This window comes from Marinomonas rhizomae (genome assembly GCF_003315485.1).
GTDB lineage: Bacteria > Pseudomonadota > Gammaproteobacteria > Pseudomonadales > Marinomonadaceae > Marinomonas > Marinomonas rhizomae.
In genome coordinates this window covers 42,109-59,013 of record NZ_QNSE01000010.1, presented here as the reverse complement: position 1 = coordinate 59,013, position 16,905 = coordinate 42,109, and the positions used below count along the sequence as shown (strand labels likewise).

17 protein-coding genes are annotated in these 16,905 nt (G+C 44.0%); 7 read left to right on the top strand and 10 right to left on the bottom strand.

Annotated features, from left to right (window positions below; translation table 11 throughout):
* Positions 1–2 precede the first annotated feature (2 nt).
* Both DFP80_RS13805 and DFP80_RS13800 read right to left on the bottom strand, forming a co-directional pair.
* Positions 3–335, bottom strand: coding sequence for a PBPRA1643 family SWIM/SEC-C metal-binding motif protein (locus DFP80_RS13805; RefSeq protein ID WP_113917395.1), 333 nt, complete (start codon positions 333–335; stop codon positions 3–5).
* 176 nt (positions 336–511) lie between these two features.
* On the bottom strand, positions 512–1,408 hold the full coding sequence (locus DFP80_RS13800; protein ID WP_113917394.1) for a LysR family transcriptional regulator: 897 nt from the start codon (positions 1,406–1,408) through the stop codon (positions 512–514).
* 101 nt (positions 1,409–1,509) lie between these two features.
* On the opposite strand from DFP80_RS13800, the gene mdlC reads away from it, so the two are divergent.
* The 7 genes from mdlC to DFP80_RS13765 all read left to right on the top strand — a co-directional run bounded on the left by mdlC (position 1,510) and on the right by DFP80_RS13765 (position 9,883).
* Positions 1,510–3,096: a benzoylformate decarboxylase gene (mdlC, locus tag DFP80_RS13795; protein ID WP_113917393.1), complete on the top strand. Its 1,587-nt coding sequence runs from the start codon at positions 1,510–1,512 to the stop codon at positions 3,094–3,096.
* 54 nt (positions 3,097–3,150) lie between these two features.
* Positions 3,151–4,602 carry an aldehyde dehydrogenase gene (locus DFP80_RS13790; RefSeq protein ID WP_113917392.1) on the top strand — a complete coding sequence of 484 codons (1,452 nt, stop codon included), beginning with the start codon at positions 3,151–3,153 and terminating at the stop codon, positions 4,600–4,602.
* 54 nt (positions 4,603–4,656) lie between these two features.
* Positions 4,657–5,622, top strand: a complete 966-nt coding sequence (locus DFP80_RS13785; protein ID WP_113917391.1) for a ketopantoate reductase family protein — start codon at positions 4,657–4,659, stop codon at positions 5,620–5,622.
* Positions 5,623–5,699: 77 nt separating this feature from the next.
* Complete coding sequence (locus tag DFP80_RS13780) at positions 5,700–6,719, top strand: TRAP transporter substrate-binding protein (RefSeq protein WP_113917390.1); 1,020 nt, start codon at positions 5,700–5,702, stop codon at positions 6,717–6,719.
* A gap of 292 nt (positions 6,720–7,011) precedes the next feature.
* Positions 7,012–8,043 carry a TRAP transporter substrate-binding protein gene (locus DFP80_RS13775; RefSeq protein WP_113917389.1) on the top strand — a complete coding sequence of 344 codons (1,032 nt, stop codon included), beginning with the start codon at positions 7,012–7,014 and terminating at the stop codon, positions 8,041–8,043.
* 47 nt (positions 8,044–8,090) lie between these two features.
* Positions 8,091–8,600 (top strand): TRAP transporter small permease, encoded by a 510-nt coding sequence (locus DFP80_RS13770; RefSeq protein WP_113917388.1) that lies wholly within the window; start codon positions 8,091–8,093, stop codon positions 8,598–8,600.
* Positions 8,597–9,883: a TRAP transporter large permease gene (locus DFP80_RS13765; RefSeq protein ID WP_113917387.1), complete on the top strand. Its 1,287-nt coding sequence runs from the start codon at positions 8,597–8,599 to the stop codon at positions 9,881–9,883. Before DFP80_RS13770 ends, DFP80_RS13765 begins: the two co-directional genes overlap by 4 nt.
* Positions 9,884–9,966: 83 nt before the next feature.
* Here DFP80_RS13765 and DFP80_RS13760 read toward each other — a convergent pair whose 3' ends face one another.
* The 8 genes from DFP80_RS13760 to DFP80_RS13725 form a co-directional block, all read right to left on the bottom strand.
* Positions 9,967–10,995 (bottom strand): LPP20 family lipoprotein, encoded by a 1,029-nt coding sequence (locus tag DFP80_RS13760; RefSeq protein WP_113917386.1) that lies wholly within the window; start codon positions 10,993–10,995, stop codon positions 9,967–9,969.
* Between the two features lie 2 nt (positions 10,996–10,997).
* Positions 10,998–11,624, bottom strand: coding sequence for a penicillin-binding protein activator LpoB (locus DFP80_RS13755; RefSeq protein ID WP_241560274.1), 627 nt, complete (start codon positions 11,622–11,624; stop codon positions 10,998–11,000).
* A gap of 54 nt (positions 11,625–11,678) precedes the next feature.
* The gene (locus DFP80_RS13750) at positions 11,679–13,346 is read right to left on the bottom strand and encodes a COG3014 family protein (RefSeq protein WP_113917385.1); all 1,668 of its coding nucleotides are present in this window, start codon (positions 13,344–13,346) and stop codon (positions 11,679–11,681) included.
* Positions 13,347–13,588: 242 nt separating this feature from the next.
* The gene (gene secB / locus DFP80_RS13745; RefSeq protein WP_113917384.1) at positions 13,589–14,068 is read right to left on the bottom strand and encodes a protein-export chaperone SecB; all 480 of its coding nucleotides are present in this window, start codon (positions 14,066–14,068) and stop codon (positions 13,589–13,591) included.
* An 80-nt stretch (positions 14,069–14,148) separates the two neighbouring features.
* Complete coding sequence (gene grxC / locus DFP80_RS13740) at positions 14,149–14,403, bottom strand: glutaredoxin 3 (protein ID WP_113917383.1); 255 nt, start codon at positions 14,401–14,403, stop codon at positions 14,149–14,151.
* A gap of 10 nt (positions 14,404–14,413) precedes the next feature.
* A complete protein-coding gene (locus tag DFP80_RS13735) occupies positions 14,414–14,833 on the bottom strand; it encodes a rhodanese-like domain-containing protein (RefSeq protein ID WP_309472359.1) in 420 nt (139 codons plus the stop codon).
* Between the two features lie 214 nt (positions 14,834–15,047).
* A complete protein-coding gene (locus tag DFP80_RS13730; protein WP_113917382.1) occupies positions 15,048–15,851 on the bottom strand; it encodes a DUF1338 domain-containing protein in 804 nt (267 codons plus the stop codon).
* 124 nt (positions 15,852–15,975) lie between these two features.
* Positions 15,976–16,845, bottom strand: coding sequence for a LysR family transcriptional regulator (locus tag DFP80_RS13725; RefSeq protein WP_113917381.1), 870 nt, complete (start codon positions 16,843–16,845; stop codon positions 15,976–15,978).
* Positions 16,846–16,905 lie beyond the last annotated feature (60 nt).

Sequence of the window (16,905 nt, the reverse complement as noted above, 5' to 3'; positions counted from 1 at the left end):
GTTTAGCCGCAACACTTTTTATATTTTTTATTGCTGCCACATGGACATGGGTCGTTACGTTGTGGTGCTTTTTCAACAATTTGAGGTGCAGGTTTGTTAAGCACCATATCCAAAGGCGTAATATCCTCGGCTCTTTCGCTGTCAATGCTAATCTCTGCAAATAAACCGTTCTCCAGTAGGGTGACGTTGATTTCGTCTCTACGTATTGGAGTTTGTACTTGTAGAATAAGCGGGTTTTCTTCGCTACCAGGTTTTACTTTAGGTTTAGGTTGATAATTGCCTAGATTATGTTTACCCATGATATCGGGTCTACCACGATAAAAGAATTTTGACACTGGTGTTCCTAATGATACGTAGAGCCACTCACCGCGAGTGGCTCAATGCGGCGCAGTCTAACAGAGTTTAGAGTACTTAGCGCGTATCTTTCATGTTGCTAAAAAAGGGGGGGAGATGTGATGTTTTTTTGAGGTTAAGCTGCGCCTCCCCATGAATATTGCAGTGAGTTTTTCCATTAATATTCACTTAAAGATTGAATTATAAGCTCTCGAAACCAGCTATGGGATGAAGAGTTGTTATGGCGCGATTGCCAGTGCAAGGCAACCTCAAAATCCGCTACCTCAAAGGGTAGTTCATATATTTTCAGCGCATTATTTTCGGTAAATAGAGTGGCAATCTTGAAGGGTAATATTGTCATGACTCCCGTTTTTTCTAATACAGAAGGCAGAGTCGAAAAATGAGAGACCTTTAGGCTAACTTTGCGCTTTACCCCTAAATGAGCAAGTGCTTCTTCTGCAGCACCATGGCCAAGGCTTTTGGTTACTACGGCATGCCTATGAGACATGAACTGTTCCATTGTTAATGCTTGAGGAGATGGAGAGAATTTGTCATTGATGATACAGACATAGCGCTCTTTGCGTATTATGTGTCGTTCGATGCTTTGACTTTCTAAGTGCCTGCTACAGATAACAGCATCGATTTTTCCGGATGACATCCATTCGTCTACTTTTTCTATTTCAAGCGGTACAACTTCTAGTTCTACGTTGGGAGCTTCTTTTTGAAGGCGTGCGAAAATCGAAGGCAGTAAGGTCATTTCTCCTAGATCTGTCATGGCAACGCGAAAGCATTTTTGAGATTTTGCAGGGTCAAAAGACTGCACGTTAGTGATGGTATTTTCAATCATGCTAAGAGATCGACTCAACTCACTATAAAGCTGTTGTGCTGTTGCTGTGGGCTCCATTCCCCCTTTTGTTCTAATAAAAAGCCTATCTTTAAATACATCTCTTAGTTTCGATAAAGCATAGCTGATAGAGGGTTGTGTGACAAAAAGTTGTTCCGCAGTCACTGTCACGCTTCGAGTTTCGTAGAGCATGACAAAAGTACGAATAAGGTTTAAATCTAAATTACCCATAATAAATACTGTCTATTTAAGTTAGAAAAACTATCGATTTGTTCAATTTAATCAGGAAGGCTAAAGTTATTCAATTGTGAAATTACACAGAGACAATAAATATGAATACAGTACGCTCTGCAACTTATGCGCTTTTACGTAACAATGGTATTTCGAAGGTGTTTGGAAATCCTGGTTCGAATGAACTTCCTTTTTTGAAAAATTTCCCAGAAGATTTTGAATATATATTAGCTCTTCATGAAGGCGTTGTTGTAGGCATTGCTGATGGCTACTCACTGGTTAGTCGTTTACCGTCATTAGTTAATTTGCATGCGGCATCTGGTACAGGCAATGCTATGGGAGCGTTGACAAATGCTTGGTATTCTCACTCTCCCTTGGTGATTACCGCAGGCCAGCAAGCGCGCTCTTTAATGGGGGTTGAAGCTATGTTATCGAATGTAGATGCCGCCCAATTACCCAAACCATTGGTGAAGTGGAGTTATGAGCCGTCTTGGTTTGGCGATGTCCCAAGGTCGATCAACCAGGCTATTCATATGGCTAATCAGCCAGCAAAAGGGCCAGTGTATGTCTCAATTCCACATGATGATTGGGATCATGTGGTCGATGATGATGTCGTGTTACTGGCTGACCGGGAAGTCACAACTGCTGGTACGCCTTCTGTTGAGCAACTTGCTTCTTTAACTCAGCGTATTAATCAAGCTAAGAATCCTGTTCTTGTATTGGGGCCTGATGTGGACGCGTATGAGGCAAACGCATTAGCGATCGCGTTAGCAGAGAAAATGGTAGCGCCAGTTTGGATTGCGCCTTCCGCTCCTCGTTGTCCGTTCCCAACACGCCACCCCCTTTTTCGAGGAGTGCTGCCTGCCTCAATTGCGGGAGTGTCACAAAAGCTGGAGGGACATGATTTGATTCTTGTGATCGGCGCGCCAGTGTTCCGTTATCACCAGCATGCCCCCGGCCGTTACTTGCCTGATGGAGCAGAACTTATTCATATCACTTGTGATTTACAAGAGGCTGCTCGAGCTCCAATGGGAAATGCGTATGTCGCTGATATCACGGCGATGCTTGAGTCTATTTTGCTTGATATAAATCAGTCAGCACAACCTATGCCGAAAAGGTTACCCACCCCTTCGCCTTACCCTACTACGAAACAGGGCCCATTAGCGCCGGAAGAAGTCTTTGATGATTTAAATGAGCTGGCACCACAAGATGCGATCTATGTGAAAGAGTCAACTTCAACGGTGACCGCTTTTTGGCAGCGCGTCGAAATGCGGTATCCAGGCAGTTATTTTTTTCCTGCTTCAGGAGGTCTTGGCTTTGGTTTACCGGCAGCGGTTGGGGCTCAGCTGGCAACAGATCGTCAAGTGATCGCCGTTATTGGGGATGGCTCGGCGAATTACGGTATTACCGCGTTGTGGACAGCGGCACAATATAAAGTGCCCGTGGTGTTTATTATTTTAAAAAATGGGACCTATGGAGCATTGCGTTGGTTTTCTCGTTTATTAGATGCCGAAACGGCTCCGGGTCTTGATGTGCCTGGGTTGGATTTTTGTGCAATAGCGAAGGGTTATGGCATTGAAGCTGTTGAAACACATACCCGTGATGAGTTTCGAAGTGCACTGAAAAATGCCCTAACGGCAACTGGTCCTGTGCTCATCGAAGTTCCGACAACGACGATTGAGCCATAACGTATTTGAAACATAAAAATAGAGAAACCCTAAAACAATAAATAGAGGTGAGTGATGAGAATATGTCAATTGTTAGTCGCAGGTGAGGCTCGCAATGCTGCCGAAGGCGTGACCTTTCAACGTTTGAACCCATTAAGTGGTCAAGTGGTTACTGAGGCCGCCGCAGCCTCGGTGGCTGATGCAACTAGTGCCGTTGCCGCCGCCGCAGCCGCTTTTGAAACATGGTCTGAGTCGAGTGTGGGGGAGCGGAGACGGTTATTGCTGAAAGCTGCAGATTTAATGGAGTTTTATCAGGACGACTTTATTTCATGCATGGTTGAAGAGACAGGTTCTACGCCTGCTTGGGCTGGTTTTAATGTCATGGTGGCTGCGGGAGTATTACGAGAAGCTGCGTCGTTAACATCGCAAATTGGCGGAGATATTATTCCTTCCAACGTACCTGATAACCTTGCGATGGGGGTTCGTTCTCCTTGTGGTGTTGTGGTTGGTATTGCGCCTTGGAATGCGCCGATTATTTTAGCAACTCGTGCGATTGCGACGCCCATTGCTTGTGGTAATACCGTTATTTTAAAAGCGTCTGAGCAATGTCCTGCGACTCATCATTTGATAGGCAAAGTGCTTGTGGAGGCTGGCCTTGGAAATGGTGTAGTTAATGTCATTACTAATGACCCCAAAGATGCTGCAGATGTTGTTGGTACATTGATCGACGCTCCTGAAGTACGCCGAATTAATTTCACGGGCTCGACATCTGTTGGTCGGATCATTGCAGAAAGAGCGGCTCGTCACTTAACACCTGTGTTATTGGAGCTAGGAGGCAAAGCGCCGTTTGTTGTCTTGGAAGATGCAGATATAGATGCTGCTGTTGCTGCTGCCGCATTCGGCGCATTTTTTAATCAAGGACAAATTTGCATGTCTACTGAACGGTTAATTGTGGTTGATGCTGTGGCGGATGAGTTTGCGACAAAGTTAGCGGCAAAAGCGGCGTCATTAAAAGCGGGTGATCCTTTAGATGCGAACAATGCGCTTGGCACTTTGATTACCAAAGAAGCGGGAGAAAAACTCAATGGCCTTTTAGCTGACGCTCTTGAAAAAGGCGCAACATTGCTCAGTGGCGGCAATGCTGAGGGGGTTGTGATGCAGGCGACATTGGTTGATAACGTGACATCAGAAATGCGTATTTACGGCGAGGAATCATTTGGTCCTATGGTCGCTATGATTCGAGCAAAAGATGAAGCTGATGCCATTCATCTAGCTAATGATAGTGAATACGGCTTGTCAGCTGCGGTATTTAGTAAAGACCTAGCTCGTGCGATGAAGGTGGCTAAGAAAATCGAAAGTGGTATTTGTCATATTAATGCACCTACGGTTCATGATGAGCCTCAAATGCCATTTGGCGGTGTGAAGTCAAGCGGTTATGGACGGTTCGGTGGTAAGTACGGCATCGAAGCGTTTACTGAATTGCGTTGGATGACGGTTCAAATGGGGCCGAGGCACTATCCAATTTAATGGTTCATATTGGCCTGTTGCGAATGGGCAATCTATTGGAGTAGGAGAGAGATTATGTCGTCACAAGCAGAAATGCCCAATGGGGCATTGAATCATCACTCACATATTGTAGTGGTGGGAGCTGGTGCAATGGGTTGCTATTTTGGTGGCATGTTGATCAAAGCGGGACATAAAGTCACCTTTGTGGACGTGAACCCAGAACAAATCGCGACCATAAATACGCGAGGCATTATTTTGGAAACAGATGATGGCCTTCATCAAATGCCAGCGACAGCGGCATTAGCGAAGGACGTTAGCGTACCTGCACACCTTATTATTTTATTTACCAAGACCTTACATACCAATGTCGCGATGGCATCCATTCGCCATGTTATTACGCCTACAACGGTTGTTTTGTCGCTACAAAATGGCTTGGGTAGTGCCGAGCGAATTGGGCATTTTGTGAATGCCGACCGCATTGTGATTGGTACGACTTTGGTGCCGGCAGATTTAAAAGAACATGGTTATGTTGTGTCACATGGGCCGTCTAAGTCACAGATTATGGACGCGAGTTTAAAATTTCCTGCTTGGCTGTCTGATGTCGAAAAATTGCTTAACAAAGCCACATTAACAACGGAGATAGAGCCTGAAATTAGTAGCGTAATTTGGTCCAAAGTCGCGTTTAATGCGGCGCTGAATGCTATTTGTGCAATAACAGGTACAACGGTAGGACGTTTAGCTGTATCGCCATGCTTTAGAGAATTAGCGCGTAATGTGGTTCATGAAACTGTCCTTATTGGTGAAGCTAATGGTGTTTCTCTAGATGAATGTTATATCTGGAATAACGTCGAAATGGCCATCAATGAGCATCCAAATCACAAACCCTCAATGTTACAAGACATTGAAGCCGCACGAGCAACGGAAGTGGGTGCTATCAACAATGCCATTGTTGATGCGGCCACAGGCGTTGGAATGGATGCGCCAGTTAATAGAACCTTGGGACAGCTGGTGGCATTAACGGAACAGGTTAAGTGTCATTGAATGCGTTGAGTGTTTGTACCGATTATTCATGATATCTATCCAATAAAACAAAAATAATACTAATAGGAAGAAGAAAAATGACGAAAGTAATCAGTAGTTGTCTTGTGGCGGCATCCCTTTCCTTATCCTCTGTTTCTGTCTTGGCAGAAACAACACTTCGCTTTGCCCATATTTGGCCTGCGACATCTGATGTACAAGTGAAGCTGTTTGATGAATGGGCGAAAGCGGTAACAGAAGAGTCGAATGGAGAACTAAGAATCGAGATGTATCCTTCGCAAACACTGGTAAAAGCTAACAGAGCTTATGATGGCGCTGTAAAAGGGCTAACGGATATTAGCGCGTTGGTGCAGGGGTACAGTGCTGGACGTTTTCCTCTTTCTGAGATTGTCCAATTGCCCGGTATCTCTTCTTCAGCACCTCAAGGGGCGTGTATTTTACAGACGCTTTATGATGAAGGTGATATCAGTCAAGAGTACGACGATAGCCATGTGTTGTATATGTTTACCACAGGGCCTGCTTACCTTCATACGCGAGATAAAGAGATTCAAATTCCTAGTGATTTTGAGGGTTTAAAGATTCGTCGGCCAAATGCGGTAGGCGGAGAAATGTTGGTTCAAATGGGGGCATCGCCTGTTGGTATGTCTGCACCTGATATTTACCAATCACTTGAGAGGCGTGTTGTGGATGGGTTGAGCTTTCCGTTTGAGGCAATGAAGGTCTTTCGCGTGAACGAATTGGTGAACTATCATTTGCAAATACCCTATGCCAGTGGGTTGTTTGCTGTGACAATGAATAAACGCTCTTATAACCGTTTATCACCAGAAATGAAGCAAGTCATTGATAATAACAGCGGTATGAAGTGGTCAATGAGAGCGGCAAATGTGTTTGCTCAATTAGACAAAGAGGGTCTACAAGAAGCCAAAGATCAGGGCGATGTGATTCATGTTGTTAATGATCCAATGAATGATCCTGATTGGGGTGGTTTACTGAAAAAAGGAACGAACGCCTATCTGGATCGAATTGAAAGTGAAGGGCGTGTAACGGCGCGTGATGTATACCAAAAAGCTATCTCTTTAACGAGTAAGTGTGGTGTATAAAGCGTTTTGTAATGATGATAGGTCTACATGGAAGTAGATCTATAAGTGCCTATAGGAACAAAAATATGATTATAAAAATATCGATTTCCGTATGAAAAAGACTCTCTTTTTTGATTCATATTGAGAATGACTGCTTATTTCAATAAGAAAAGTGTAAGCGGGGGGTATTTCATTTTTGAATACCTTGAATTCATAATCAATTACCATTTTGAAGAGTAGATTGATAATGTATTTTTGATTAGTTAGTTTTTAAAAAATGAATACAATAATAAATCTATTTTTGGAGTTCAAAATGATAAAAATAATAAAGCATGCAGCCATAACTGCGGTGGCATCTTCCGCAATTGTCTGTGCTCAAGCAAACGCATCAGCAGAGTATACGTTACGTTTTAGCCATTTCTTTCCTGAAGTATCAGATACAAGCCAAAATCTATTTATAAAGTGGGCCGAAGCTGTAGAAACTGAATCAAATGGACGTATTGATGTCCAGATGTACCCATCTAGTACGCTAGCAAAAGCCCCAGCTCAGTACGATGCCGTCAAAAATAGCATTGCTGATGTATCTGTTTCTGTACAAGGGTATACGGCTAATCGTTTTCCATTAACTCAAATTGTTGAATTGCCTGGTGTGTCACAAGGTGCCGCTCAAGGTTCTTGTATTGTCCAGTCGTTGTACGATGAAGGACTCATTTCTAAAGAATACAATCAAACTAAACCACTATTCTTGTTTACTCACGGACCAGGTGGACTTCATACCACAAATAAAGAAATCAAAGTTCCTCAAGACCTAGAGGGCTTGCGTATTCGTCGTCCAACAGCTGTGGTGGCAAAATTATTAGAAGGACTGGGAGCGCAGCCTGTCGGTATGCCTGCGCCAGATGCCTATCAGTCAACTCAGCGCGGAGTCATTGATGGTGTGGCTCTTCCTTGGGAAGGTGAATATACGTTCCGCTTGAACGAATTAACGCCGTACCACACTGAAGTTGGCGGCCTTTATACATTGGCGTTTGCCATGACGATCAATAAATCTTTCTATAATCGTCTTCCAGCTGACCTGAAAAAAGTTATTGATAACAATAGTGGTATGGAATGGTCTAAAAAAGCCGCGACAGTATTTGATGATCTAGATGCGAAGGGTCGTGCTCAAGCGGTTGAAATGGGCCATAAAATCACGGTTATTAAAGGTGGTGCCGAGAATCCTTTGTGGAAACCGGTTCTTTACCAAGCGACAGAAGATTATTTGAATGAGCTACAGAAGAAGGGTCTACCTTCTTACAAGGTTTATGCACGAGCAGTTGAGCTGTCCAAAACAGCGTGTAAATAAATACCCGTTAGATATTTGAATAAAGTAGTGGTAGTTGGAGAGAGTTAATGAAAGCAATTGCTCGAATAATAGATCAGATCACGCATGGAATGCACTTACTTGGCGGTTTTTTCTTAATCGCTATGATGGTGGTGACCTTGTTTGATGTTTTCACTCGAGGTTTGTTTACTATGACAGACGGTGCAGTTGATTGGACCATTCTTGGTGGTATTGAGATGGTGAAATACAGTCTGTTATTTACCGTACTCTTCATTCTGCCACATTCAGTCAGCCGTTCTCAGGTCATTGTTGACCTGTTTACGGAACGACTATCAACCAAAGCAAAAAATGGCTTAGAAGCGGTTTATATTCTTTGTTTTGGTTTAATGGGCGTAGGCATGAGCTACGGCTTTTACCATTTGGTGGAAGAGGCAGCGATGAGCTATGAAACGACCCAAGACTTATTGATTCCATTGACGTATTTTTATGCAGTGGCTTGTTTTGCGACTGCTATGCTGGCTGTTTCCTCAGTAGCGTACACGTCTCGACTATTATTTTGTGGGAAGGTTGAGTCATGAGTACTTCAATGATTGGTATGGTTTGCATTGCATCCATGTTGTTACTAATTGCGTTACGAGCACCTGTTGCTTTAACGATGGCGTTGGCTGGTTTTGTGGGGTTTGGTTGGATTGTGGCCTTTGATCCTGCCATTTCGATTCTTGCCAGTGGCCCATTTGAGACCTTGTCGAACTATAGTTTTAGCCCTATACCTATGTTTATTCTTATGGGGGTGTTTGCTTCAAAGTCGGGCATGTCACAAGAGCTGTTTCAAGGTGCTAGAGCTATGTTTGGTAGCTGGCGCGGAGGCATGGGTCTAGCTGCGGTAACTTCGTGTGGTATTTTTTCAGCTATTTCAGGTTCCTCCATGGCAACAGCAGCGAGTATGTCTCGAGTAGCGTTACCTGAAATGGAAAAAAATGGATATGCACCCACGTTAGCCACAGGCGTGTTAGCGGCGGGTGGCACACTGGGGATCATGATACCGCCTTCTATTGCTCTATTATTATATGCTTTGATTACCGAGCAATCTGTAGGCGATATGTTTATTGCTGGTGTGATTCCAGGCTTACTTGGCCTAGTGATGTACGGCCTTACTGTTGCTGTTTTAGTGACAGTCTTTCCAAATATTGCTCAACCAGGAAAGGCGACAACGTTAAAAGAAAAACTCTTGGGACTTAAAGGCTTAGTTCCTTTTACGGGCGTGTTTGTTTTCATTATCGGCGGCATTTATAGCGGTTGGTTTACGCCGACCGAAGCATCGGCTGTGGGGGCTGGAGCTACATTGTCGATTGCTCTGGTACGAGGCATGCGTTTCGCACAATTTAAAGAAGCGGTTGGTGAAACCCTTATTATGTCTGCAATGATTTTCTTCATGATCATTGGAGCGGAGATTTTTGGCTACTTTCTTTCAGTGTCACGCATTTCTTTCACTCTGGTTGAGTTCGTTGATAGCCTGCAGTTAGGGCCTTATATGGTTTTGTTCTGTGTCCTAATTTTGTTTATGCTGCTTGGTTGCGTCATGGACAGTATTGCGATGCTGTTGTTGACTGTACCAGTCGTGTATCCATTAATTCAAGCTGCAGGCTTTGATCCAATTTGGTTTGGTATTGTTGCAGTTATTACTGTGGAACTGGGTTTAATTACGCCGCCCGTTGGTATGAATGTCTTCGTTATTAAATCCGTTGCCCCGCATATTTCTATTGGAGATATGTACAAGGGGGTGATGCCATTTGTTATCTCTGACTTACTGCGTCTTGCGCTTATTGTGGCATTTCCAGCACTAGCGATTGGGCTGCTATAAAACGTGAATCCCATAAAAAAAACGGCTTTTTTAGAGCCGTTTTTTTATGCCTGTTTTGTCATCAAAACTAAGTATGAAAAGGACTAATCTAAACGCGTCAACCAAGTAAACATGGCTTCGATAGCTTGTTCTGACCAGTGGTTAGTGGCTGCTTCTTGCGCTTTGCTTAGGTTTTTGGCAATGCCTCTGGCGCTGACTGTCCAAGAAGCAAGGCGTGATCCTGTCGGATCGATGAGTTCCAATGTACCGTCTTCAAATACGTAAAAGCGTCCATCTTGCTCCTCATGATGCTGAGCCGTACGACTGTTCAGCTTAAATAAAGAGCCACTTTTTGGTGTTAGGCCAACATGGGATAACGCACTGGCTAGGCTATCCGCTTGTCTGGTTGATGAAACGTCAAAACCATAGCTGTTTAAGGCTTGGCTAAGGCGTTCTTCAATACTCTGAATGTCTGAACTGGCTTTGCCTGCTGCTGTGCGCTCGGTCGAATAGAGACTTAGTTCATCTTGGTACGATTTGCGCTGGGCAAAATATGGGATGAGCTGCATGTAAGTCTGCCAATCCTGTGGTGCGGGGTATTTGTCTTCTGTCTTAGTTAACGATGCTGCTTGCTTGCGGATGGCGTCATCCGTGTCATTAATGGCGATTTTTAACTTAGCGACAATGCGGCTACGATCAATGGATTGCAGTGCATAGACGTAGTTCTTGTCAGCAAAACGTTGCTCATTGATGGCTTGCTCTAGTTCAATTGGCGACGTGGTCACTTGCGTGTAGGCTGTTTGTGTCTTTGAAACTTGCTCTCCACCTTGGCCAGATCTTACTTGGGTGTCTTGCGTGTTGACCTGACTGACTTCAGTACGAAGCTGCTGGGCGATTTGAACATTGCCGTTTTGTTCTGCTTGCATAAAGGCCAAAGCAATGTTCTCGATACGTGGTGCGCTACCAACGCCATACAGGTGAGTGCTGTCCTGAGGGGGAGACGATACCCAGTTGGGTAAGGCTTCTCTGGTTTGGCTAGATTTGGTGTTAGAGCCTAAACAGCCAGTTAGGCTGACTAATAGACCCGTTACCATAAGCCAGTTAAGAGCAGTAGGCAAAGCAGAGAGTTTCATGGTTAGAAAAAGCCTTTGTCAGCCAGTTTTTTGATTTTTTTCTGACCATTCCACACTTCGCGGTTGGTGGTCATATCAATCAACTTAAGGTCAACTTGGTAGAAGCTGACACGTTGGTCGCCATTGGAATCGACAATGGAGTTAATGGAGCCAGATAAGGCAAAACCAGCACCTTGTTCTAGACCAAATTTAGCCACAGTGTCTGGTGCTGCGTTAAGTTCTTGTTCTTCACGTTCGCTACGTATCTCATCTCGTTCTGCGCCAGAAACAACAAAATCGACTTTACCAGAACGTAATAGGCTGCGCTTGATGTCGTTAATGAAGGTATCTACTGGAATGTGCTCAGAAGTTTTGTTGCGAATGGTTTGAACTATAACGGTAGGGTTGCCTTTATTACTAAAATTATAATCACGGAACCAAGGGAAAGTCAGCATATCGCTCATCATTTCTTCAGCTACTAGGCGAGAGTCAGTGTCGTTCCAGCGGTCAGATAACATGACATCCTCGTTTGTATCTAGGCGCTTTACGCTACCAGAGCAAGCGGTTAATAATACGGCCATAGACAGGGCGACTAGCCCTTTCCAGGGTAGAGAAATCAAATTAGACTGTTTAAGAGTGCCAATGCGCATAATATTTTCCTTACGTCCGTTTTAGCCTGATGCCAAGCCGTTAGTGTAATCAATTTAATAGGGGTTGCGTAGATTCCAAAGTTTAATTTTATTAGCTTCTAGGTTGACCTTGCCAAGAGAGAAGGCTTTTTTATTCACCTTATAGTCGGGGTTATACTCGCCTGGTGGTAAAGGTTCACGGGTCAGTCTTACTTGTGCTGGTAACGTCAGCCAGTTTCGAGTATCTGAAGCTGATGAGGCAAATACCGCGACTTGTCCAATCAGATTGAACAGCAATGCCGCGTTTTGGTCTTTCACATTGGATGATACTTGATAGGCTAACCAGCTGCGCAATAGTTCTCTAACGAGGCCTTCATAGATATCGCGTTGGGCTTGCGCTAGTTGCTCCTGAAAGGCAATGTCGGCGAGAGAGGCCATTCTTAAGCTTTTATTAAAAGGCGTGATAGTTGGGTTATTTACTTGCAATGTTGGCTGATGTTGATCCAAAGTGAAGCGACGATAATAAGGCACTGTTACACGTATGGTTTGCTCTGTTAGTAACTTGTCTACTTTAATGTCGCTAAGCTGCTGCCAAACGGGGCGTCCGAGAATGACTCGTTTCGTGAACAGGCCTGAAAACGTTCCCCATGCGCCACCTGCTTTATAATTGGCAATCAGGTTGAGCGGATTAATATCGGCATAGACCATGGTAAACCAGCGGAAGGCGTCGTTTGCTTCAATTCTTCCACCGCCGTGTAATGGTTCTAATACCAGGGAATAAGCGCGTGGGTCTGCATACAGCAATAAGGTCATTTCGCTTTTATCTGGGATAAAACCTTGGTGTTCTAGAACGACCAATTCGGCATCGCCTTTATGGTATTGCTTGAGTGTTTCTTGCATCTCATTAGATAGTTTGGCATCTATCTTTTGTTGGATTTCATTTTGGCTAAAACCGCCTTTCTGCATCATACGAATCGCGTCTAACCAAGCACGTTCTGCCGTCATGCTTGGCAACGCGTATTGTTTTGCATAGCCGTCTGAGTACAAGTTAGCGGCTTTTTCATAGCTGATACGTGCATCGTCAAACTCGCCATCGATTTCGTATTGCAGTCCAGTCAAGTAACGAGCCCAAGCATCATCACGGTAAAGGAACTTATCGGTGTCACGTCCACCCGTATAAAAGTCGCCTAACCAGTTTAATGCCTTCATGTAAAAGGCTTGGTTTTCTTTGGCATTAAGGTCTTGATAGCTAGGAGTTTGTGCGCGAATTTCATTGAGCTTGATATCAATGCGGCGTACTTCGACCAAGGCCGCATCATTCAGCTGACGTTTTTTAGATATATTCTTCTCTTGCTCAGCCAGAGCAAGATAGTTCAGAGACTTTAGATAGCTGATATACACGCGCTCTAGGCCGCTACCGCGATAGTCACCTTGTCTTGGGTTGCTTAGTAAAGCCCAAGAGCGATTCGAAAAATTATTAGGAAAGAAGGTATCGCTTAAGCGTTCTGCTTGTTCTAGTAATGTGTTGCTGCGTTCAAAGTCTCCTTGGTTTTGGGCAAGAGCCCCAGTTTCCATATAATAGAGCAGCTGATCTTGTGAGTTGTTTAATGCCTCGTCTAGTTTGTTTTCAGCGGCTTTCCATTCGCCTTCTTTGGCGAGGTTTAGACCTTCTTCAATATCTTGTTTGTAGGTTGCACAACCAGCCAGCAAGAAAATACTTAGCCAAATAAATGTCCACTTCACTTTACATTCCTTTATCTAAAAACTGATTAGCAAACAGAAGGGAAAATAATGCGAAACAAGCGAGGTAAAGGATTAACCAGCGTGCTTTAAGACAATTTGGGCAAGGCTTTTTTTTCTTTTTCATCACAGTTTCCATGTTGACTGATGACACTAAAAAATCGATTGCAGGCCACTATTATGCAATAAAAAAGGAGACACGTGGCCTCCTTTTCTAACTCGAATGACTTTTATTACTCAATGTTTTATTGAGTTGTCTCAGCCTGTTGCTTTTGCAGACTTTCGATATAAAGCGCGTCAAAGTTGATTGGTGCCAGCATGATCGCTGGGAAGCTGCCTTTTACCACAATTGCATCGATGTTTTCGCGTGCGTATGGGAACAAGGTAGCAGGACAAAAAGCACCCAAAGCGTGATGTAATTGCTGGTCATCAAGACCAGAAATAACGAACAAACCACCCTGTTGAACTTGGACTAAATAGCCAGTTTCTGTGCCATTTTTTACAGTAACGGTAATTTCTAATACCACTTCGTAAACACTTTCACCAACTTGACGGCTTTTTGTGTTTAGTTCTAAGCCCACTTCTGGTTTCCATTCTTCTTGGAAAATCATTGGAGAGCGAGGAGATTCAAAAGAAATATCTTTCAAAAATACGCGCTGCATAGAAAGTTGTGGCGCTTGCGCTTCTTGTGTTTGCGCTTCTGGTGTTTCAGCTGTATCGGACATCTTAGTTCCTTTTTTTAATAATTTATAAAAGCGATGAGGGCATCGTTCATATATACCGTGTGATTACTTGGTTGCTTTTACTACTGTGACAGTAAGGCATCCAGCTTTTGTTCACGTTCAAGGGCATAGAGATCGTCGCATCCACCAACATGTTTTTCACCAATCCAAATTTGCGGAACAGTGTGGCGGCCACTTTTTTGCATCATTTCTTGTCGTAATTCACGTTCTCCGTCCACGCGGATTTCGTTAAAGGCCGCATTTTTTGCCGTTAACAATTGCTTTGCTCTAACGCAAAATGGACAGTAATCGCTCGAGTAGATAGTGACAGTAGCCATAATTATTCTCTTATCCTTTAACAAGTGGCAGGTTAGATGATTGCCATTCTGCAATGCCACCTTGTAGTTTGTAAACTTTACCAAAACCAGCTTTCTTAAGGTCTTTAGCGCTTGGGCCAGACGTTACACCAGATTTGCAAACTATGATAATAGGGGCGTCTTTGTGTTTCTCAAGGCGGTTCAGGTTGTCTTTCATCTTGGTCGCAGGAATATTTAGTGCGCCTGTAATGTGACCGGTGCTGAATTCTTTCTCTGGACGGATATCGACAACAACAGCGTCTTCGCTGTTCATTAGGTTGGTTGCAGCAGAAGGTGTAAGCCCTTGTGCGCCGCCTTTGCTTTCAACAAAAAGTAGTGTGGCAAGAATCGCTAAGAAGACAGCGACCATTTCCCAGTGGTTGATAGAAAATTCAATAAGTTGATTCATCATAATCGTAAGGCCCATATTTAAACTGCGAGCATTATACACGGACGGTGGAATCGGTACAGACTCTCAGAAAGCTTTGTGCGATTACTACGGCCATACTTGCTATCCCTAAGCTTTGTTAACAGGGTTTATCATAACAATATGACAAAGAGACGATAGTGCTGCTGGGAAAAACAAAACGAGCCATTTAGGCTCGTTAGGGGAATTTACTAATGGGTTACTTCGCGCTGGTGGAATCAAATATTTTATCGGCGTTTCCTTCGATAAAACTGTCGAATAGCACGCCGTCAGGCATGGTGTGACGGCGGGCAAATTCATAAAAACAGCTTGGAATGGTTTTTTGCTTACCATCGGCAAAAGTGTAGTCGACCTTATCGGCCATCGTGGAAGATTGCTCTAAGCAAGATTCCGGAGAACCTTTGATTAAACCGCCAACTTGGTTTAGCGCGTAACCTTCGTTTTGCAGTAAGGTGTTCACTTCTTCAATCGTTGGGAATTTTGTCAAATGATTGATACTGACGGTGAAATGATTCGCTTGTAACCCCATGGTCGATAACCAAGCTGCGTATTCACTATGCGCGGCAAGAGCGAGATACTCTGCTTCTGTTGGCGTTTCCCATAGCTTACCCGCCCAAAAAATAGCGGGTGTTTGTACTGCATCCGCAGGGATTTGAGCAATGTATTTGCCAATAATATCTTGGCAATCTGCTGGCAGCTCTTCAACTAATAGTTCAGATAAGAATACTTTTGGAGAATCGGCATCCGTTTGGTGTTTGTAGCAGCGAGCTTTTAGGTGTTTGCTCTCGAAAAGAAACGCCCCATAGGCTTTGTAACCAATAGCTTCTAGTTGTGGTTCAAGCTTTTCTAATGAGATTGGTGAGTTGTTAAAAGTACGAAAAGCCACGTGATCATTCAGAACCTTTTCGCCATGACTTTTAAATAATTGCTGGATACGCTGAGCCTGTGGAGTGACGTTTGTGTAGTGATCCCACAAGGATGCGAAAAAATCGGTCGGTTTCATTAGTAAAACTCCTACGTTGGCTGATCTAGCTGATCTAGCTGACATTCTAAAAAAGATGATCCACTCTAGTTCACAGTCTAGGGTAGTTGCAAAAGGTAAAAACGCACGTTGTGATGCATAAAAGTTATGCGAGCTTGGCGTCCGTCGGACTTTTATTTATCAATAATTGCTGTTTAGCGGTCAGGATCGTATTAATGAGATGGGCTGGGAAACTGTGCGTTTTTTGATGCGCCAAACCGACGACGCGTTTTAATTTTACATCGTTCAAGGGGCGTAAACACAGGTCGCTACGGCCTCGGGAGGAATGTTCAGGGATCAATGAAATACCTAAGCCAGCGGCGACTAAATCTAACGCGTATTCTTCTGTTTTTACTTGAGCACGAACATCTGTGGTGAGTTCTTGTTTTTGCAGTAAGTAGTTCCAAGATTCCAAAATATCGCATGGTGTTCGAGAAATGAAAGGTTGTTTGTCTATTTGCTTGAGAGACAGCGAGGGGAAATCGGCCAACCAATGGTCCAGAGGCATAGCGATGACATAATCATCTTCCCAAAGGGGATAAAATACATCTTCTTCGCTGGTGTAGCGTTGGCAAGTAAAACGCAGATCGGCACTTTCTGATTCATCGACAAGCTTTAAGGTGAGCCCGTGAACTTCATCGAGCATGGTCTTGATTACTTGGCTAATCAACGCGCCAGATAAAAAAGGCGTCAAAGAAATCGACAGGGCGAGCGGTGCGGGTGTGTCGATAAATAGGCTGCGCATGGCGCTGAGGTCACTGACCATTTTGCAGGCATGCGGATACAGTTGTGAGCCGCTGTCAGTGGGTGACACGCCTTTTGAATGACGAACAAAGAGTTTTGTACCCAAGTCATCTTCTAGTTGCGCGACCGTTGTCGATATTGACGGTTGCGCTACAAAGCAACGCTTGGCGGCGGCGCTTAGGCTACGTTCTTCGTAAACAGCAATAAAATAGCGTAATGATCGAATGTCCATCGGTATGCTCTTTAAAAAATGACTCTATTAATATGTGGATGACGTGCTTCTTTCTAAATA